At 58.2% G+C, this 17,217-nt stretch carries 19 protein-coding genes; 9 read left to right on the top strand and 10 right to left on the bottom strand.

Annotated features, from left to right (window positions below):
- Positions 1-60: 60 nt before the first annotated feature.
- Positions 61-531, bottom strand: coding sequence for an RNA methyltransferase (locus tag VCA57_RS21550; RefSeq protein WP_411187482.1), 471 nt, complete (start codon positions 529-531; stop codon positions 61-63).
- Positions 532-694: 163 nt separating this feature from the next.
- Between VCA57_RS21550 and VCA57_RS21545 the strand changes: the two genes are divergently transcribed.
- Together VCA57_RS21545 and VCA57_RS21540 are read left to right on the top strand one after the other, a co-directional pair.
- Positions 695-1,600 (top strand): LysR family transcriptional regulator, encoded by a 906-nt coding sequence (locus VCA57_RS21545; RefSeq protein WP_411187480.1) that lies wholly within the window; start codon positions 695-697, stop codon positions 1,598-1,600.
- 198 nt (positions 1,601-1,798) lie between these two features.
- Complete coding sequence (locus VCA57_RS21540; RefSeq protein WP_411187478.1) at positions 1,799-2,995, top strand: MFS transporter; 1,197 nt, start codon at positions 1,799-1,801, stop codon at positions 2,993-2,995.
- 7 nt (positions 2,996-3,002) lie between these two features.
- Here the strand turns inward: VCA57_RS21540 and VCA57_RS21535 are convergent, their stop codons facing one another.
- Positions 3,003-3,377, bottom strand: a complete 375-nt coding sequence (locus VCA57_RS21535) for a YajD family HNH nuclease (RefSeq protein WP_411187476.1) — start codon at positions 3,375-3,377, stop codon at positions 3,003-3,005.
- Between the two features lie 120 nt (positions 3,378-3,497).
- On the opposite strand from VCA57_RS21535, the gene VCA57_RS21530 reads away from it, so the two are divergent.
- A complete protein-coding gene (locus VCA57_RS21530; protein ID WP_411187474.1) occupies positions 3,498-3,800 on the top strand; it encodes a hypothetical protein in 303 nt (100 codons plus the stop codon).
- Between the two features lie 14 nt (positions 3,801-3,814).
- Here the strand turns inward: VCA57_RS21530 and VCA57_RS21525 are convergent, their stop codons facing one another.
- Positions 3,815-5,845, bottom strand: a complete 2,031-nt coding sequence (locus tag VCA57_RS21525; protein ID WP_411187472.1) for a S9 family peptidase — start codon at positions 5,843-5,845, stop codon at positions 3,815-3,817.
- Positions 5,846-6,002: 157 nt separating this feature from the next.
- Here VCA57_RS21525 and VCA57_RS21520 point away from each other — a divergent pair, with 157 nt between their 5' ends.
- From VCA57_RS21520 to VCA57_RS21505, 4 genes are read left to right on the top strand one after another with little or no spacing between them, the layout of a single operon-like run.
- Entirely contained in the window at positions 6,003-6,473 is a 471-nt protein-coding gene (locus VCA57_RS21520) for an MFS transporter (protein ID WP_411187470.1), read from the top strand.
- Positions 6,474-6,533: 60 nt separating this feature from the next.
- Positions 6,534-6,977: an HIT family protein gene (locus tag VCA57_RS21515; protein WP_411187468.1), complete on the top strand. Its 444-nt coding sequence runs from the start codon at positions 6,534-6,536 to the stop codon at positions 6,975-6,977.
- Positions 6,970-7,746 carry a class II glutamine amidotransferase gene (locus VCA57_RS21510; RefSeq protein WP_411187466.1) on the top strand — a complete coding sequence of 259 codons (777 nt, stop codon included), beginning with the start codon at positions 6,970-6,972 and terminating at the stop codon, positions 7,744-7,746. The genes VCA57_RS21515 and VCA57_RS21510 overlap by 8 nt, the downstream gene beginning before the upstream one ends.
- 29 nt (positions 7,747-7,775) lie before the next feature.
- A complete protein-coding gene (locus VCA57_RS21505; protein WP_411187464.1) occupies positions 7,776-8,300 on the top strand; it encodes a DUF2937 family protein in 525 nt (174 codons plus the stop codon).
- Positions 8,301-8,491: 191 nt separating this feature from the next.
- Here VCA57_RS21505 and VCA57_RS21500 read toward each other — a convergent pair whose 3' ends face one another.
- From VCA57_RS21500 to VCA57_RS21490, 3 genes are all read right to left on the bottom strand, one after another.
- Complete coding sequence (locus tag VCA57_RS21500) at positions 8,492-8,728, bottom strand: hypothetical protein (RefSeq protein ID WP_411187462.1); 237 nt, start codon at positions 8,726-8,728, stop codon at positions 8,492-8,494.
- A 98-nt stretch (positions 8,729-8,826) separates the two neighbouring features.
- Positions 8,827-9,852, bottom strand: coding sequence for a DUF2167 domain-containing protein (locus VCA57_RS21495; RefSeq protein WP_411187460.1), 1,026 nt, complete (start codon positions 9,850-9,852; stop codon positions 8,827-8,829).
- 235 nt (positions 9,853-10,087) lie between these two features.
- Entirely contained in the window at positions 10,088-11,107 is a 1,020-nt protein-coding gene (locus VCA57_RS21490; RefSeq protein WP_411187458.1) for a DMT family transporter, read from the bottom strand.
- Positions 11,108-11,212: 105 nt separating this feature from the next.
- Here VCA57_RS21490 and VCA57_RS21485 point away from each other — a divergent pair, with 105 nt between their 5' ends.
- On the top strand, positions 11,213-12,100 hold the full coding sequence (locus tag VCA57_RS21485) for a LysR family transcriptional regulator (protein ID WP_411187456.1): 888 nt from the start codon (positions 11,213-11,215) through the stop codon (positions 12,098-12,100).
- Between the two features lie 41 nt (positions 12,101-12,141).
- On the opposite strand, the gene VCA57_RS21480 is transcribed toward VCA57_RS21485, so the two are convergent.
- The 4 genes from VCA57_RS21480 to VCA57_RS21465 form a co-directional block, all read right to left on the bottom strand.
- Positions 12,142-13,320: a vWA domain-containing protein gene (locus VCA57_RS21480; protein ID WP_411187454.1), complete on the bottom strand. Its 1,179-nt coding sequence runs from the start codon at positions 13,318-13,320 to the stop codon at positions 12,142-12,144.
- A 34-nt stretch (positions 13,321-13,354) separates the two neighbouring features.
- Entirely contained in the window at positions 13,355-13,750 is a 396-nt protein-coding gene (locus tag VCA57_RS21475; RefSeq protein ID WP_411187452.1) for a GFA family protein, read from the bottom strand.
- A 29-nt stretch (positions 13,751-13,779) separates the two neighbouring features.
- Complete coding sequence (locus tag VCA57_RS21470) at positions 13,780-14,625, bottom strand: AAA family ATPase (RefSeq protein ID WP_411187450.1); 846 nt, start codon at positions 14,623-14,625, stop codon at positions 13,780-13,782.
- A 145-nt stretch (positions 14,626-14,770) separates the two neighbouring features.
- Positions 14,771-15,829 (bottom strand): DUF748 domain-containing protein, encoded by a 1,059-nt coding sequence (locus tag VCA57_RS21465; RefSeq protein ID WP_411187448.1) that lies wholly within the window; start codon positions 15,827-15,829, stop codon positions 14,771-14,773.
- 121 nt (positions 15,830-15,950) lie between these two features.
- On the opposite strand from VCA57_RS21465, the gene cysK reads away from it, so the two are divergent.
- Positions 15,951-16,925, top strand: a complete 975-nt coding sequence (cysK, locus tag VCA57_RS21460) for a cysteine synthase A (protein ID WP_411187446.1) — start codon at positions 15,951-15,953, stop codon at positions 16,923-16,925.
- Positions 16,926-17,217: the final 292 nt, after the last annotated feature.

Genomic DNA, 17,217 nt, shown 5'->3' with positions numbered 1-17,217 from the left:
GGGCTGTTGCCGTTTCATCGCGAACCGCGTTGCTGCGAGTGAAGCGGCAACATCTAGGGTTTACTTGAGACCGGGCCCGGACTTGGTGTTGATGCCTTTGGCCATGCGGTCGTAGAGCACCACGTTAACGGTGGCAGCGAGGTTCATGCAGCCTTGTGTGGGGATGTAGATCACGTCCTCACACCAGTCGAGCACCTCTTTACTCAGCGAACCATCTTCCGGGCCGAAGATATAGATGGCGCGGTCAGGGTGGGTGTATTGCGGCAATGGCCGTGCGCCTTCGACCAGTTCCACGGCCACCGGCGTACAGCCAATGGGGATGATCTGCTGCAGGTCCTCAACGCCAATCAGCGGAATATCCATATAGATGCGCTGCGTGTCGGTGACGAAGTCGCGGGCACGGGCATAGCGTTTGCCGCTGTAAAACACCGAGGCCGCGCCATAGCAGCCGGCCGCGCGCATTACCGAACCGACATTCTCTGGGGATTTTGGGTTGAACAACCCGATGCAGCTGTATCGTTTGTTTGCCACAACATTTGGCCATCAAGAAAAATGGCCGCGAGTATAAAGCCTTGCTGCATTACGGTCAGGGTGATCGGACAAATAGGCCGATGGCTGTTGTAGCATGAGCGCCTTTCGCATAACCCAGGCTCTGGGCAATCGCCTGCCGTGCTGCGCTGTATGGGACCCCGTTATGGATAAGCTATTGGCTCTCAGATCGTTTGTCGAAACCGTCGACGCCAAGGGCTTTTCTGCAGCTGCGCGGCGGCTTGGGGTGGCCACTTCATCGGTTACGCGCATGGTCGATGCGCTGGAAGCCGAGCTGGGTACGGTATTGCTCAATCGCTCTACCCGGCAGATTAGCGTCTCTGAAGCAGGAGCGGCCTATTACGAAAAAGCCTGCACGATTCTTGCGGCGGTAGCCGAAGCCGACGCTCAGGTTGCTGACCGTGGCGATGAGCCTGTTGGCTTACTGCGAGTCAGCGTACCGGTCGAATTCGGCCGGCGTATTATCGCGCCGCATCTGGGCCGCTTGCTGGCGCTGCATCCTGGCCTGGAAATCAATCTGACGCTGAGCGATGAAATCAGCGAGCTGCTAAGCGAACGGATAGATGTATCGATACGCCTGGGCAGCACTGTGCGCAACGACGATATCGTCAGCCGCGGCATCGGGCAGTTCCAGCGTTGGTTGGTCGCCAGCCCCGATTACCTGGCAAGCAATCCGCTGCCGAAGACGCCTGAAGAGCTGCAAGAGCACCAGTGCCTGCGTTTTGATTATGGCCATGCCATGCAGGACTGGCGCTTCCTTCGCGATGGTGAAGCTGTTTCTGTGCAGGTCAGTGGCCGGCTACGCAGTAACAATGCCGACATGCTCCGTGAGGCGGCTCTTGCAGGCTCGGGCATTGCTCTGCTGGCAGATTGGCTGGTGAAAGCGGATGTTACTAGTGGCCGTCTGACCCGTTTGCTTGAGGAGTACGAAATCAATCCGGGGGAGGTGCGTACTTCAATTAATGCTCTGTACCTACCTAATCATCGTGGCTCGCGGCGGGTGGCTGCGTTTATCGACTTCCTTGAAGAGTTGTTGCTCAACAGCCAGTAACGTCGGCGTTGCGTTTTCAGCAAAGCTGCTTTGCGACGCTGGCTGATTCTCCCGCAGCCGCTCTGACAGTAATTTGGCGACACGCGTTTTGCAGAGGTCGCCATTAGAGCGCCATTGCTATACGCATCACCGCTAAGCCTCTGCGCCTGTGTGCAGGGCTATATCGCCTACTAAATACTTTTCTGGCGTGGATATGACATGACTGATTTAAGTACACCGCAACTGGCGCAAACGCCCCATGTATTGACTCGCGGTCTGGTGCTGCTATTTGCGTTCTGTTGCGGCGCGATTGTCGCCAACCTCTATTACGCTCAGCCAATCGTCGAGCTGATTGCGCCTTCTGTAGGCCTGAGTGCACATAGCGCCAGCATGATCGTCTCGCTGACGCAGATCGGCTATGCCGTCGGCTTGCTGCTATTGGTGCCGCTCGCGGATCTGCTGGAGAACCGCAAGCTGATGATCGGCACCGCTATCATCGCTTCTGTCGGCCTGTTAGCGGCGGGCTTGACTAGCCAACCTAACCTGTTCCTCGCGCTGTCGTTGTTGATCGGCTTTAGCTCGGTGTCGGTGCAGATGCTGATTCCCTTGGCCGCGCACCTGGCCCCAGAAGAATCACGCGGGCGGGTGGTTGGCAACATCATGAGCGGACTGCTGCTCGGTGTGCTGTTGGCTCGCCCAATATCGAGCTTGGTGGCCGATCATTTTGGTTGGCGGATGGTGTTTGTCGCAGCGTCGCTGCTGATGTTGGCGATCATTGTGGTCATCGCGCTGACCATTCCCACTCGCCAGCCGGCGCACAAGGCTACTTACGGGCAACTGATGGGCTCGTTGCTTACCTTGCTGCGCACTCAACCGGTACTGCGTCAGCGGGCGCTTTATCAGGGGCTGTTCTTCGCCAGTTTTAGCTTGTTCTGGACGGCGGCACCGATTGAGCTGACGCGCCAGCATGGCTTGTCACAAACGCAGATTGCGATATTCGCCCTGGTCGGCGCGATTGGCGCGCTGGCTGCGCCGCTAGCCGGGCGCTTGGCGGACGCCGGGCATACGCGCCGGGCCTCTATCGTGGCGATGATCATCGCCTCGCTAGCTTTTCTGCTCAGTTGCAGCGGCCCTGGCTACAGCGTAATTGGCTTGGCCCTGACAGGCATATTTCTCGATTTTGCGGTGCAAATGAACATGGTCCTGGGTCAGCGCGCAGTTTATGCCCTCGACCCAGCCAGCCGCGCCCGACTTAACGCGCTGTACATGACCAGCATCTTTATCGGTGGGGCCATCGGCTCTGCGTTAGCCAGCCCGCTGTATGAAGCGGCGGGCTGGCTGGTTATCGCCATGGCGGGTGCTGCTCTGCCGGCTGCTGCGCTGGTGGCTTTGCTGTGGTTTGGACGTCAGCGCTAAGAAAGGCTTAGTCGTCCTTTTTCATCAAACCGGCCAGCGCGGCGAAGGGGTTGTGGGTGGCCTGAGCGGTCTTTGGGGTGCTCAGCGAGCCCTCGCTGAAGTACTGCTGGTCGGTGTAGCGCGAGTGCTCGTTGTCATGGCAGAACAGGCACAGCAGTTCCCAATTGGAACCGTCTTGCGGGTTGTTGTCATGGTTGTGATCGCGGTGGTGCACGGTCAGCTCGCTCAGGCGCTTGCCGGAGAACTCGCGGGCGCAGCGGCCGCAAACGTGCGGGTACATCTTCAGCGCCTTGTCGCGGTAGCCTTCTTCACGCGAGCGCTGGGACTCAGCGAGGATGCGGTCAAGCTTGCTGGTGGCGGAGGGGTTTTTATCGCTGCTCATCAGGCGTCTCGTTGGGTGGGGCTTTGCCGCAGTCTAGCCTTACCAGCCGTCAGTGAGAACTGCCGGAGCGGCACTTTACGACAGCGCTGTGGCCGAAAAGGGAACCGCACAGGAGATGTCATGATGCGTCTGAACACTTTGCTATTGGTCCTGAGTACCTTGGCCAGCACCTCGCTGCTGGCTCAACAACAGCCGAAAATGCCGGCCGCAGCACCCACGCCAAGTGGCCCAGGTACGGCGACACCACAACCTTACCCGACAACTACGCCACAACACTTGCCAGCCCCTAGAGCAAATAATCCGCCGCTGCTCAAACAGGCTATGCCAGCCCAGCCTAGCCAGCAGCGTCGCGATAAGGACTTGCCATTGCTGCAAGAGCAGCGCGAGCGCAACGCCAAGTCGTTGAGCGAACCAGATGAGTAAAACGGCAACAGGCCCTAGCCCAGACCCAGAACCTTGAAGACAAAGGCATATTCCAGCGCCGCATCCTTGAGGGCCTGATAACGGCCGCTCATGCCGCCGTGGCCAGCGTCCAGTTCGGTTTTCAGCAGCAACAGGTTGTCGTCGGTTTTCTGCGCGCGCAGCTTGGCCACCCATTTGGCGGCTTCCCAGTACTGCACCCGGCTGTCGTTGTAGCCGGCCACGGCAAGAATCGCTGGGTAAGCCTGGGGCTGGACGTTTTCGTAGGGCGCGTAGTTTTTGATCCGTGTGAATACTTCCGGCTGGTTCGGGTCACCCCATTCGTCGTACTCGGTAACCGTCAGCGGTAGATCGGGGTTTTGCATGGTGTTGAGCACATCAACAAACGGCACCTCGGCGATGGCCGCTACAAACAAGTCGGGACGTTGGTTAAGCACTGCGCCGATCAGCAGGCCGCCGGCGCTACCACCGCTGATCGCCAGTTGTGCTGGGCTGGTGTAGCCCTGCGCGATCAAGTGTTCGGCGCAGGCGATAAAGTCGCTGAACGAGTTGTGTTTGTGCTCCAGTTTGCCAGCGCGATACCAGGCTTCGCCGAGTTCACCGCCGCCACGTACATGGGCGATGGCGAAGACAAAACCACGCTCGAGCAGGCTTAACCGCGCGTGGGAAAACCACGGGTCGAGGCTTTCGCCATAGGCGCCGTAGCCATACAGGTAGAGCGGGGCGCTGCTGCCCAGTACGTCGCGTTTGGCTACCAGGCTGATCGGCACCTGCGTGCCATCTGCCGCCGTCGCCCACAGGCGTTGGCTGACATAGCTGTCGGCATCGAAGTCGCCCAGTACCGGCGTTTGCTTGAGCACCCGTTGCTCACCCCTGGCCAGGTTTAATTGGCGAACCTGTGCGGGGCGATTGAGCGCTTCGTAGCGCAAGCGAATCACCGTGCTGGCGAACTCCAGACTGTCTTGCACATACAGGCTGTAGGCCGCATCGGGCAGTTGCACGCGGTAGGCGGCTTGGCCTTGCGGTTGTACTTCAATAATCGGCAGGCCGTTTTCCCGCAGGCTGAGAATCAACGCCTGTTGATTGAGGCTGACGCCTTCCAGCATCACCTGCGGATCATGGGCGCGCAGTAGCTGCCAGTGTGCGCGGCTCGGGGCCGCTTCAGTCGCGCTGAACAAGGCGAAGTTGATGCCGTGCTGGTTGCTACGGATCAGCCAGGTCCATTGACCATTCAGCATGCCGTGGTCCACGTCATAGTCGTGGTCGTCTTCACGTGGAGCGACACAGCGGAAAGCAGCGTGCGGCGTGGTGGCATCCAGCACCCAGGCTTCGCTGGTGGTCTTGCTGCCCAGTTGCAGGATCAATTGGCGTTCGGAGCTGCTGCGGTAGCAATGCAGAAAGAATCGTCCATCTTGCTCATGAAACACCAACTCGGCGGAGTCGCTGCCGAGACAGTGACGGTAGAGCTTGTGTGGTCGGTGGGTGTCGTCCAGTTCGCCGAAGAACAGGGTTTGGCTGTCGTTGGCCCAGGTCATGCTGCCGTCGCAGTCTGCAAAGGGCAGCTCGATCAGGCTGTTGTCGTCCAGTTGTTTGACGAACAGTTGGTAGGTTTCTTCGCCGCTGGTGTCCAGGCTGTAGGCCAGGCGCTGATGGTCAGGGCTGATACTAAAAGTACCCAGCGAGATAAAACCGCCATCGGCCAGTGCATTGGGATCAAGCAGCAACTGCTCGCTGTGCTCATCGACAGTCAGCGAGCCATCGGCAGGTTTAACGCAGCGGTAATGCCGTGGGTATTCATCGCCGGCATTGGTGCGCTGGTAATACAGGTACGGCCCCCAAGGCGACGGCAGGCTGAGATCGGTTTCCTTGATGCGGCCCTTAATTTCCTCAAACAGTGTTTCGCGCAGCGCCAGTTGATCACTGAGCTGCTGTTCCAGGTAGGTGTTTTCTGCCTTGAGGTAATCGAGAACCTGCGCACTGTCGCGGTTTTCCAGCCAGCGGTAAGGGTCGGCAGCGTTGTCGGCGCGGGCGATGGGGGCCAAGGACATGGGTTTACTCCAATAGGTTGTGGCGGCCGACAGCGGGGACGCCGAAACAGGCAAAAGCCGTTATCATAAGCGCCACTTCGCCTATTGGTCGCTGGAATCTGCGCGCATATGCGCCTGCACAGCCGATCGGCCCTCAATGTCAGAGAATTTGCTTTCTATGAATGAGAACGACTACATGCTTGCCTGGGGCGCCTATCTAGTTGCGGCGCTTGGCTGTCTGTTGGTGTGGTTTCGTCTGACCAGTTGGATGTGGCGCTACCTGCGTGAGCCGCTGCGTGTGCTGGTTCTGGTGCTGCTTTTCAGTCCGACTATTGTTGACCCAGGCAAAGAGCAGTTTGCCCCGTCGATCACCATCACGGCGATGGATTTACTGCTGCATGTAGGCAGCAACGCCTGGCGCGCGGTGGCTGATTTGAGCATGTACGGCATGATCGTGTTTGCGCTGTATCTGCTGTTTGTCGCCGTACGTTGGCCCGTGGAACGCTGGTGGCAAGGGCGTAAAGGCCCGACATCAGTTGCAGATCACGAGCCGACTTTGCGCGAGCGAATGCGTGATGAGCAGGATCATGGCGACACCCGTTACGATGCCCGTGGTGACCGCCGTTTACGCGTCGAGCCGCGCCTGTAATGCGCTAACCATGTGGCGCAAAGCCTCTTGAGCACGGTCCGTCAGGGATAAGGATGTTTTATGGAGTGTGTGTTTTGTGCAATTGCTGCCGAGCAATTACCTTCGGCACAAATTTATGCAAACGAACACTTTATAGTCTTACTGGATATCTACCCCTTGCGTCCGGCTCACGTACTGATCGTCAGTCGGGAACACGCGCCCTTTCTCAAAGACCTTTCCACCGCTGCCTGTGAGCAGCTGTTGCCGCTGGCGCAACGCATTACTGCGGCCTTGCGTGCGGTCGGTTATGGCGAGCAGGGCATCAATTTTTTGATTAACGACGGGCCGGCTTCCAATCAGCATGTGCCGCACTTGCATTTACACCTGATTCCACGACGCAGCGGCGATGCCATGCAGTTGCTCTGGCGTGCCCTGACGCGTTTTCTACCCTTGGCGCGTAAACGTATCGAAACGCGCTTGACGATTGAGGCGCAGCAACTGCGCGAGGCGTTACGCAATGTGTGAATTGTTGGGCATGAGCGCCAATGTGCCGACCGATATTGTTTTCAGCTTCACCGGCCTGATGCAGCGCGGCGGCCGCACGGGTCCGCATCGCGATGGTTGGGGGATCGGCTTTTATGAGGGCCGTGGTCTGCGCCTGTTTCAGGACCCACGAGCCAGCAGCGAATCAGAGGTGGCGCAGCTGGTGCAGCGTTATCCGATCAAGAGTGAAGTGGTGATTGGCCATATTCGTCAGGCCAATGTCGGTCGCGTCTGCCTGGCCAATACCCATCCTTTTGTGCGCGAGATGTGGGGACGCAATTGGTGTTTTGCCCACAACGGCCAACTGGCGGACTTCGTCCCGCTTTTGGACAATTACCGGCCGATTGGCGACACCGACAGTGAAGCGGCGTTCTGTGACCTGCTTAATCGTCTGCGCCAGGCCTTCCCTGAGCCGGTTGCGGTGGAAAAATTACTGCCGATCCTGGTCAGCGCCTGCGTCGGCTATCGCCAGCATGGCGTTTTCAATTGCTTGCTCAGTGATGGCGAGTGGTTGTTCAGCTTCTGTTCGAGCAAGCTGGCGCATATCACCCGGCGTGCACCATTCGGTCCGGCACATTTGAAAGATGCCGACATGCAGGTGGATTTTCAGGCAGAAACCACGCCCAATGATGTGGTCACGGTAGTGGCCACTGACCCGCTAACCAATAACGAGAGCTGGACTCTATACCAGCCTGGCGAGTGGCGTTTGTGGCGCGGTGGTGAGTGTGTCGCGCAGGGCGTGACGAGCTGATCGACGTAAATTTAGGGGAGAGGGGAGTAATGCTTAGAAGTTATCTGCGGTTGGCCTTGTTTGCCCTTGGGCTGCTGGTTGGGGTGCAGGTGCCGGGGTTTATCGACGATTACAGCAAGCGCGTCGAAGCCCATCGCATCGAGGCAGATCTGGCGCTCAAAGGCTTTCGGGATACGGCTCAGCGCTTTTTCAAAGGTGATATGGACGCATTGGTTGGCCATTACCAGGCCAGCAATGATCCAGTGATGCGTAGCGATGCACAAAGCGTGGGCTCGCTGGTCGAGCGCTCGGCATTGCTTGAGCGCGAATCCAAAGCGATGCAAGGGCCTTGGTATGCTCAGGTTTGGCACCTGGCCACAGCCGCAGATCATGAGCTGCTAGAAGAAACCGCCGCCGCCTATCGCTACCAAGTACTGCTGGCTCCTGAGGCCATTGCTTGGGGGATTGCCTGCGCGTTGTTGCTGGCTTGGCTGCTGGAAAGCCTGGCACTGTTGGCAGGCACGCTGTTTGGCGCTGGCCGCAGCCAGAAGGTGCAGCAGCGGCACTGGCGCTAAGTTGGAAAACAGCAAGGGCTCATCGGCGCCCTTGCTTATTGCGTGACCTGATCGAAGATTGCATGTGCCTGCAGGCCCTGGAAGATGGGATGACGTACCTGTCTAAGTAAGTCCAGCTGCAATGAAAAACGCCGCGAAACATGCACAGGGTTCGCGGCGTTTTTCTAATTACTGGTAGACGGGCCGTTGGCTTACTCCTGCATCAACTGACCCAGCATCCTCTCGGTATAGTCGAAGCAATAATCCGGCTTCTCGCGTGCCTTCACATAGCCGACGGCGAACATGAGCGACATGTCGCTCAGGCGTTTTTCGTCCAACGCACTGCTGATCGGCAAGCCGACCGCAGGCATATTAGGAATGCGTTCCCGCACGAAATCTGCGCTGGTGGTCAACCGGTTGGCATCCCCGGCGAAGGCCCAGTCGCGCATGGTTGCCTCTCATGCTGCGTTCCGTCCTGATCCCAGCCAGCAGCACGGCAAACGCCGTGAAACGCATTCCTGTGCATCACATTTCCCACACGTCGAACTCAGCGCTTGTTCGCGTCGTCCGGTTTGTTCAGGTCCATCACTGTCTGCGCAGGCTCCTCCGGCGTGGTCTCGGCTGCAGCCGCCACGGGCGCACTGGCCTCTTCGCTCACGCTTTGCTTCTTGCGCAAGCCAAGGCGCTTGCCCAGCAAGCCGATCAGTAGTGCTGGAATGATCCAGAACTTCTTCAACAGCACCAGAAGCATAACCAGCAGACCGGTCTTAGCGGCGACCTTGCCCGCTACCAGCGCACCCAGGCCGTAAGCGGCAATGGTATCCAGATCCGGGTTGAACTCGGCATAACGCTCGCCTGGATTGAATTCGGTTGCAGCCAGTACCGCCGGGACATTGGCCTCGATTTCCGCCAGTTGGTCCATGTAGGCGACGAAGTTCAGCACCAGCACGCCCTTACGGCCCAGCACGCGGATGTTGTAGTTGAGGGTGTTGGTGTCGCTATCGCCGAACTTCAGCTCCTTGGCCCAGTGCAGTTTTTTGCCTTCGGCATCGTAGCGCGGCTCGGCGGCCCAGCCGACCAGCTCGATCGGTTCGTAGCCGTTCTCGGCACGCCAGACATTGCTCTCTCGCATGTCGGCCTGCATGTCCTTGAGCATGTCGCCGTAATCGATATCGGCGGCGTCCTCGTCGGATACGTAGCCGCTGTCTTCATACTCGACCGTCACGCCCCAGGACTCATCGGCCAGCGGCGAAATGCCGGCTGGCAGGATCATGCCCAGCGGCGGAACTTCGTCAGGTGGGTTGTCCCAGCCGTCGACCAGCAGGCGCTGGGCGTTCTCGCTATCGAGGAACACCAGCGAGTCGGGCAGGTTGAGTGTGGCCAAGCCCTTGCCCAGCACGATGCGGCCATGCTGAAAGTTCAGACTGGCGACGAAGGCCTCGGGGTCTATGCCCTGGACGTCTTCGTCGGCATGCACGCTTTCCTCGACGGGCACATCATCAGCATGGGCAAAAGACAGGAAAGGTAGGAAAGCAGCCAATGCGGCAGCCAGGATCGAATCCTTGATCGACATGGGAACTCCATAACAGCGGTTGGGTAAATGTAACACGATGCTACATTACCACTGCTTAATCTGGCGGCAGGTGAACCAGCGCAACTTTTGGTGGCTTGTCATCCATAGCGGCCAATCACCGGGCGAGAGCAAAAAGCGCTCATGGCGATTTTTGCACTCAGCGCCAATTTCGTTGCTGCGTGCGGTGGGTCTGCCCCGCTAAGAGTATCTAGCCAATCGTCTTTATCAGGCCAACCTATTGGCCTGAGGTGGGTTGCGCGGTAAGCGCCTGCTTGCTGTTTTGTACGCCAACGCCAACGCCAACGCCAACGCCAACGCCAACGCCCTCGCTAGCAGGCGGCTGGATGGGTAATAGCTTGCGCCGAGACACCAGCAGTACGCCCGCTAAAACCAGGCCAGCTCCGGCCAGTTGTGCCAGCGAAAGTGGCTCGGACAACAACAGCCAGGCAAACACAATCGTCAGAATGGGCCCCAGTGTGCCAATCAGCACTGTGCGCGCCGAGCCAATCAGGCGCAGGGCTGCTGATTGCCAGAACACCGGCAGCACCGTGGAGAAAATCGCCATCGCTGCGCTGTACAGATACACCTCTACAGGTTGCTGCAGTGCGGAAAAAGGCTGTGTCACGAGGAAGTGAATCTGCGTCGCGAAGGTGGAAATTATGATCGCCAACGCCGCAAAGCGGATGGTCCCCAGGCGGTGAATCGCCACCTCGGCCCCAGCGCTATACAGCGCATAGGACAGCGCAGAGCCGAACACGAATGCCGCCCCGACCAGTACGATATGCATGTCATCCGCCACTTGCAGGTCGTGGGCGAACGCCAAGCCGATGCCTGCGTAGGACAGCAGTAACGCTACAACTTGGCGTTTCTCCAAGCGCTTGCCCATAAACAGCACACCGATCAGCACGGTCATGGTTGGGTAGATAAACAGAATCAAGCGCTCAAGTGCCGCCGAAATATACTGCAGGCCAATAAAATCAAGGATGCTGGCCCCGTAGTAGCCCAAAATTCCCAGTGCGATCAGCATGCCCCAATCCTTGCGGGTGAGCGGCGGTGCGGAGCGGCACAACCACAAGGTGGCCCACAACGCGATTGGCAGGGCAAAGCTCATGCGTAGCGCTAGTAAAGTGACGGCGTCTACCGGTGCGGCGGCGTAAGCCAATTTGACGAAGATCGCTTTGAACGAGAAGCCAAATGCAGCGAGTACCGCAAGCGCGATACCCATGCGTTCGGCTGACCAGGATTTCCATGGCATGGCAGGTAAAGTCCTAAAGGGTTGTGCTGTGGCGAATGATGCAGGGTATAGAATCCCGATAGAATTGGCTTTTTCATAACTGATCGTTCGGATTTAACTAAGGCTATGCATTACGACCTGATTGATCTTCGTTTGTTTGTCGCCATTGCCGAAGCCAAAAACCTCACTCGCGGTGCCGAGCGCGTGCATTTGGCGGCTTCTTCGGCCAGCCATCGTATGCGCGTGCTGGAAGAGTCGATTGGTACGCCGCTATTGGTTCGTGAACCCCGTGGCGTCAGCCTAACCCGTGCGGGCGAGGCCTTGTTACGCCATGCACGGCAGGTATTTGCCCAGCTCGAACAAATGCATGCCGACCTCACGCCCTACGCTAAAGGTATGCGCGGGCATGTCAGTGTGTGGGCCAACACCCATGCCACCCATACCTTTCTACCCGACAGCCTTTCGGCTTTTTTACAGCGTCATCCGCAAGTCAGTATTTCCCTGGAGGAGCACAGCAGCCCACAGGTGCTGATGGCGGTTGCGCGTGGCGAGGTGGAAGTTGGTGTGGTGGCCGGGACGATCGAGGGCGCTGATGTTGAGCTGATGCCTTATCGGGCAGATCGATTAGTGCTGATTGCCCCCGTCGCGCACCCGCTTGCCGCCCGGGTCAGTAGCCCTTTTGCGCAGGTGCTGGATTATCCCTTTGTGATGCTCCATTCAGGCTCGGCCATTCATACCTTTACGATGAACACAGCGGCGGCACTTGGTCGGCACCTTGAAGTGCGGATTCAGGTACGCAGCTTTGAGGCCGTGTGCCGCATGGTCAGCGCTGGCGTTGGCATCGGCCTGGTGCCGAGCAGTGCATTAGCCGATGTACCGCTGGCGGTGATCGAGTTGGACGAGCCGTGGGCGCAGCGCGACTTGCAGGTTTGCGTACGTAAGCGTGAGTTGTTGTCCAGGTTCGCCGCTGAATTGGTCGACTGCCTGATTGGCAGCGATAGCCATCCCGGTTAAAACCGGCAAAAGAACAACGGGCCTTGTTAGGCCCGTTGGTTTTATTTGGAGAGGAACTTCATCCCGTCTTCTAGCCCCTGCAGGGTTAGCGGGTACATCTGGTCTTCCAACAGCTCACGCATGATGTTGGTCGAGGCGGTGTAGCCCCAGGTGTCCTTGGGGTAGGGGTTGATCCAGATAAGCTTTTTGTACTTCTCCATAAAGCGCTTGATCCAGACGTAACCCGGCTCTTCGTTCCAGTGTTCGACGCTGCCGCCGGCCTGGGTGATTTCGTAGGGCGCCATCGAGGCATCGCCGACGAAGACCACTTTGTAGTCCGCGCCGTACTTGTGCAGCAGATCCTGGGTGGAGAAGCGCTCTGAGGTGCGGCGCAGGTTGTTCTTCCACACCGACTCGTACACGCAGTTATGGAAGTAGAAATACTCCATATGCTTGAACTCGGTCTTGCAGGCGCTGAACAGCTCTTCGCAGACTTTGACATGGGCGTCCATCGAGCCGCCGATGTCGAACAGAATCAGCAGCTTCACTGCGTTACGGCGCTCTGGGCGCATCTGGATATTCAGCAAGCCGCCGTCTTTGGCGGTGTGGTCGATGGTGCCGCTGAGATCAAGTTCGTCTTCAGCACCCTGGCGGGCGAATTTGCGCAGGCGGCGCAGGGCCACCTTGATATTGCGCGTACCCAGCTCGACCTGATCGTCGAGGTTTTTATACTCGCGTTGATCCCAGACTTTCACCGCCTTGCCCTGACGCTTGCCCGCGTCGCCTACGCGAATGCCTTCCGGGTTAAAGCCGCCAGAACCGAACGGGCTGGTACCGCCGGTGCCAATCCACTTGTTGCCGCCTTCGTGGCGTTCTTTCTGCTCTTCGAGGCGTTTCTTGAACTCCTCGATCAGCTTGTCCAGGCCGCCGAGGGATTCAATCTTGGCGCGCTCTTCATCGGTCAGCGAGCGCTCGAACTCCTTGCGCAGCCACTCATCGGGGATCAGTGCTTCGATGTGCTGATTAAGGTTTTCCAGGCCCTTGAAGTAGGCCCCGAACGCACGGTCGAACTTGTCGAAATGCCGCTCGTCCTTGACCAAGATGGTGCGCGAGAGGAAGTAGAACTCGTCCATGTCGGCGAACACCACGTTGTGCTTCAACGCGTTGATCAGGTCGAGTAGCTCACGTACCGATACCGGCACTTTGGCGGCGCGCATTTCGTTGAATAGGTTGAGCAGCATGGCTGCATCCTCGTGATTTTATCTGCCCGTGGCGCTAGGAGCGCCGCTCCAATGGCAGGCCATCATTGATGGCGTACCAGTCGGCTTTCGATTCCGGAAAAATATGCTTCTGCGCGATTTCACCCGCAGGCGTGTCCAGTGTGCCCAGCGCCACCGAGAGCCATTGCGGATGGGCGTGTTCGCTGAACCACTGCAGGGACGAGCCACAATTTTTACAGAAGGTTCGCGTTACCCCCGGCGAGGAGATATAGACCCCTAACGACTCCTCGCCTTGGGTGAAGTGAAAGTCCCGCCTGCGCACGTTGCCGAAGGTGGCGAATGCGGCACCATGAGCTTTTCGGCACATAGCGCAATGGCAATGATTCGCCGACTCTATCGGGGCATCAATACGGTATTTCACCGCAGAGCAAAGGCAACTGCCGCTGTACATGGACTTTCCTTCTACTGGGCTAGCAACGCTTAACGACCGGCGCGGCGGCTCATAAAGGCCAGGCGCTCCAGCAGCTGCACATCCTGCTCGTTCTTCACCAAAGCACCGGCCAGTGGCGGGATGGCTTTGGTGGGGTCGCGTTCACGCAGCACCGCTTCGCCGATATTGTCGGCCATCAGCAGTTTCAGCCAGTCGACCAGTTCGCTGGTGGAGGGCTTCTTCTTCAGGCCCGGCACCTTGCGCACATCGAAGAATACATCCAGCGCTTCGGCGACCAGATCCTTCTTGATGTTGGGGTAGTGCACGTCGACGATTTTCTGCAGGGTCGCGCGATCTGGGAAGGCGATGTAGTGGAAGAAGCAGCGGCGCAGGAAGGCGTCCGGCAGTTCTTTTTCGTTGTTCGAGGTGATGATGATAATCGGGCGTTTAGTGGCCTTGATCGTCTCGTCGGTCTCGTAAACGTAGAACTCCATCTTGTCGAGTTCTTGCAGCAGGTCGTTGGGGAACTCGATATCGGCCTTGTCGATCTCATCGATCAGCAGAATCACCCGTTCTTCGGCCTCGAAGGCCTCCCACAGCTTGCCTTTCTTGATGTAGTTGCGCACGTCGTGGACTTTGTCCGAATCCAGCTGCGAATCGCGCAGGCGACTGACGGCGTCGTACTCGTACAGGCCCTGGTGGGCCTTGGTGGTGGACTTGATGTGCCAGGTGATCAGGCGCGCACCAAAGGATTCGGCCAGTTGTTCGGCCAGCATGGTTTTACCGGTACCCGGCTCACCTTTGACCAGCAACGGGCGCTCCAGGGTGATGGCGGCATTGACCGCGAGCTTGAGGTCGTCGGTGGCGACGTAAGACTGGGTGCCTTCGAACTTCATCGGTAAATCCTCGAACGGTAACGCGCAGGGCCATACCCGCGGGTTCAGTATTTGAAAAGCAGACTATAACGCGCAGCCCTGGCGACTGTGAACGTAGACGCGCCATTCAGTCACTGAATGGCGGGTCACTTGGCTTCTGTCACGGTTATTGGCTGTCAAAGCGGTTGTTGAACGCCTGGACAAAAGCATTGCGCAGAATCGCCTTGAAGGCCTGCCAGCGACTGACGTCATAGGCTTTGAGATCGCCGTCGATGTCGATGCGGGTAGCGAATTGGTCCTTACGCTGATTTTTCAGCAGCCAACTGCTACCACCGACCAAGGCTTCCCAGGCTCCGCTAAGCAGACTCTTGTCCTTGGCCGCGACATCCTGCTGCCAGTTGAAGATTTCCATGTCGCGCAGCAGTGGCTTGGCGTAACCCTTGAGCTTGCCTTGCTGGGCATCCAGCTCCATGACGAAATCGCCCTGTCCGGCGGCAAAGTCGAAGTCAGCATAGGCGCGGGTAAAACTGTTGAGCTGTTTGAGTTGAACATCGGTGATGCGCAGGCGCAGGTCGAAATCATCCAATTGGCCGAGCGGGTCGAAGTTGGCACTGATCTGCAGCGGCGCTTGCTCAAATATGTTGGCGTTGGCCTGTAGGCTGGCGGGTCGCCGTGTATCGGCCACGTTGACGTTACTCAAGTTGAGGAGTCGGCCGTTGATCTGGTTGGCTTGCAGGTCTACCGGCGGGGTTGCGCTGAAGTTGCGGAAGGCCAGCGTGCCGTCCTGTATGCGGATTTCGTTGATGTGAATGGGCAGCAGGCCTTTCAGTTGCGCGCGCCAATCGACGCCTTCACCGGTTTGGGAGTCGGCTGCGTTACCGCCGTCGACAAAGGTTAGCTGCGGCCGTACGAAGACCACTTCGGCGACCACGCTGTGCGATTCCCACAGCGCCCGCCAACTGACGGAGAGATCGATCTCTGGGGCTTCGAGCAGCGGCACAGGCACCTTGCCGTTAACCTTGACGATATGCAGGCCGTTGATTTGGTAAGCCCCACGCCACAACGCCAGGTCGATATCGCTGATTTGGCCACGGTAGTCGCCCATATTGGCCAGCTTGTCATTCAGGTAGTCGCGCAGTAGCCAGGGCAGGGCGACATGCAGGGCTATCAGGGCGATGGCTAGGCTGAGCAGTGTCCAGAGGGGAATTCGGTAGCGCTTCTTCATAAACAAACAGACTTATCCAATAACAATAGGTTTCCTGCCGGGTGCTGGCATGGCTGGACTGCCGCTCGAACCGGCCTTAGGCTTGAGAGCTTACTCGGCAACGCATGAAAAAGGACCCGCTATGAGCCGCATCTTCGCAGACAACGCGCAATCCATTGGCAACACACCGCTGGTGATGATTAACCGCCTCGGGCCTAAAGGTGTAACCATCCTGGCCAAGATAGAAGGGCGTAATCCGGCGTACTCGGTGAAGTGCCGCATCGGCGCGAGCATGGTCTGGGATGCGGAAGAGCGCGGCGTGCTTAAACCCGGCATGACCATTGTTGAACCGACCTCTGGTAACACGGGCATCGGCCTGGCCTTTGTGGCTGCTGCCCGCGGCTATAAGTTATTACTGACCATGCCGGCTTCGATGAGCCTGGAGCGGCGCAAGGTGCTCAAGGCCTTGGGTGCCGAACTGGTGCTTACCGAGCCCGCCAAAGGCATGAAAGGTGCCATCGATAAAGCGACGGAAATCGCCGAGTCTGATAGCAACACCTACTTTATGCCGCAGCAATTTAATAACCCGGCCAACCCGGCAATCCATGAAAAAACCACCGGCCCGGAAATCTGGAATGACACCAGCGGTGCAATTGATGTGCTGGTATCCGGCGTCGGCACCGGCGGCACCATCAGCGGTATTTCCCGTTACATCAAAAACACCCAAGGCAAGCCGATTCTCTCGGTAGCAGTTGAGCCGATCAGCTCGCCAGTAATCACCCAGACCATCGCCGGTGAAGAGGTCAAACCTAGCCCGCACAAGATCCAGGGCATCGGCGCGGGCTTTGTGCCACGCAACCTCGACCTGAGCATGGTCGACCGGGTTGAGCTGGTAACTGACGACGATGCCAAGGCTGTGGCCCTGCGCCTGATGCGTGAAGAGGGGATTCTTTGCGGTATTTCCTGCGGTGCAGCCATGGCAGCCGCCCTACGCCTGGCGAACGAGCCGGAGATGCAAGGCAAAACCATCGTAGTGATCCTGCCGGACTCCGGCGAGCGCTACCTGTCGAGCATGCTGTTTAGCGATATGTTCAGCGAGCAGGAGTTGCAGCAGTAAAGGTCTGCGGTCACAAGAAAACGCCAAATTCTGGCGGTTTTTTGTGGGTGGTTACTGGGGTGATTTACGAGCCAACGCTGCTGATTGATTAGGCCTAGATGCATTTGAGATGGTTGTTCGGCAGGGGGAAGGGTGGTTACAGGCCGGTGTCGGCCGATTCTGTTGAAAAAGTAGCTTCAGCGGCAGCCTGCCGATCAAGTGTGCCTGCTGTCGAAGTGGCTGCAAGCCACTTCAAGTTGCCTTCCGGCGTTTCACTGAGCGTCCCTGCTCAGGTTTGAGGGTTAATTTGAGG

Origin of the sequence: Pseudomonas sp. (assembly GCF_046581935.1) — a bacterium.
Classification (GTDB): Bacteria; Pseudomonadota; Gammaproteobacteria; order Pseudomonadales; family Pseudomonadaceae; genus Aquipseudomonas.
Note: the sequence above shows the minus strand (reverse complement) of the source record. Positions and strands in the feature narration are given on the sequence as shown.

Excerpts from the sequence above, each read along its gene's own strand:
- VCA57_RS21530 (WP_411187474.1), top strand. The coding sequence starts at position 3,498 with ATGATGCGTCTGAACACTTTGCTATTGGTCCTGAGTACCTTGGCCAGC.
- VCA57_RS21480 (WP_411187454.1), bottom strand. The coding sequence starts at position 13,320 with ATGCTGCTCAACCTATTCAACGAAATGCGCGCCGCCAAAGTGCCGGTA.
- VCA57_RS21475 (WP_411187452.1), bottom strand. The coding sequence starts at position 13,750 with ATGTACAGCGGCAGTTGCCTTTGCTCTGCGGTGAAATACCGTATTGAT.
- VCA57_RS21545 (WP_411187480.1), top strand. The coding sequence starts at position 695 with ATGGATAAGCTATTGGCTCTCAGATCGTTTGTCGAAACCGTCGACGCC.
- VCA57_RS21540 (WP_411187478.1), top strand. The coding sequence starts at position 1,799 with ATGACTGATTTAAGTACACCGCAACTGGCGCAAACGCCCCATGTATTG.
- VCA57_RS21520 (WP_411187470.1), top strand. The coding sequence starts at position 6,003 with ATGAATGAGAACGACTACATGCTTGCCTGGGGCGCCTATCTAGTTGCG.
- VCA57_RS21515 (WP_411187468.1), top strand. The coding sequence starts at position 6,534 with ATGGAGTGTGTGTTTTGTGCAATTGCTGCCGAGCAATTACCTTCGGCA.
- VCA57_RS21485 (WP_411187456.1), top strand. The coding sequence starts at position 11,213 with ATGCATTACGACCTGATTGATCTTCGTTTGTTTGTCGCCATTGCCGAA.
- VCA57_RS21535 (WP_411187476.1), bottom strand. The coding sequence starts at position 3,377 with ATGAGCAGCGATAAAAACCCCTCCGCCACCAGCAAGCTTGACCGCATC.
- VCA57_RS21490 (WP_411187458.1), bottom strand. The coding sequence starts at position 11,107 with ATGCCATGGAAATCCTGGTCAGCCGAACGCATGGGTATCGCGCTTGCG.
- cysK (WP_411187446.1), top strand. The coding sequence starts at position 15,951 with ATGAGCCGCATCTTCGCAGACAACGCGCAATCCATTGGCAACACACCG.
- VCA57_RS21465 (WP_411187448.1), bottom strand. The coding sequence starts at position 15,829 with ATGAAGAAGCGCTACCGAATTCCCCTCTGGACACTGCTCAGCCTAGCC.
- VCA57_RS21470 (WP_411187450.1), bottom strand. The coding sequence starts at position 14,625 with ATGAAGTTCGAAGGCACCCAGTCTTACGTCGCCACCGACGACCTCAAG.
- VCA57_RS21505 (WP_411187464.1), top strand. The coding sequence starts at position 7,776 with ATGCTTAGAAGTTATCTGCGGTTGGCCTTGTTTGCCCTTGGGCTGCTG.
- VCA57_RS21525 (WP_411187472.1), bottom strand. The coding sequence starts at position 5,845 with ATGTCCTTGGCCCCCATCGCCCGCGCCGACAACGCTGCCGACCCTTAC.
- VCA57_RS21500 (WP_411187462.1), bottom strand. The coding sequence starts at position 8,728 with ATGCGCGACTGGGCCTTCGCCGGGGATGCCAACCGGTTGACCACCAGC.
- VCA57_RS21510 (WP_411187466.1), top strand. The coding sequence starts at position 6,970 with ATGTGTGAATTGTTGGGCATGAGCGCCAATGTGCCGACCGATATTGTT.
- VCA57_RS21495 (WP_411187460.1), bottom strand. The coding sequence starts at position 9,852 with ATGTCGATCAAGGATTCGATCCTGGCTGCCGCATTGGCTGCTTTCCTA.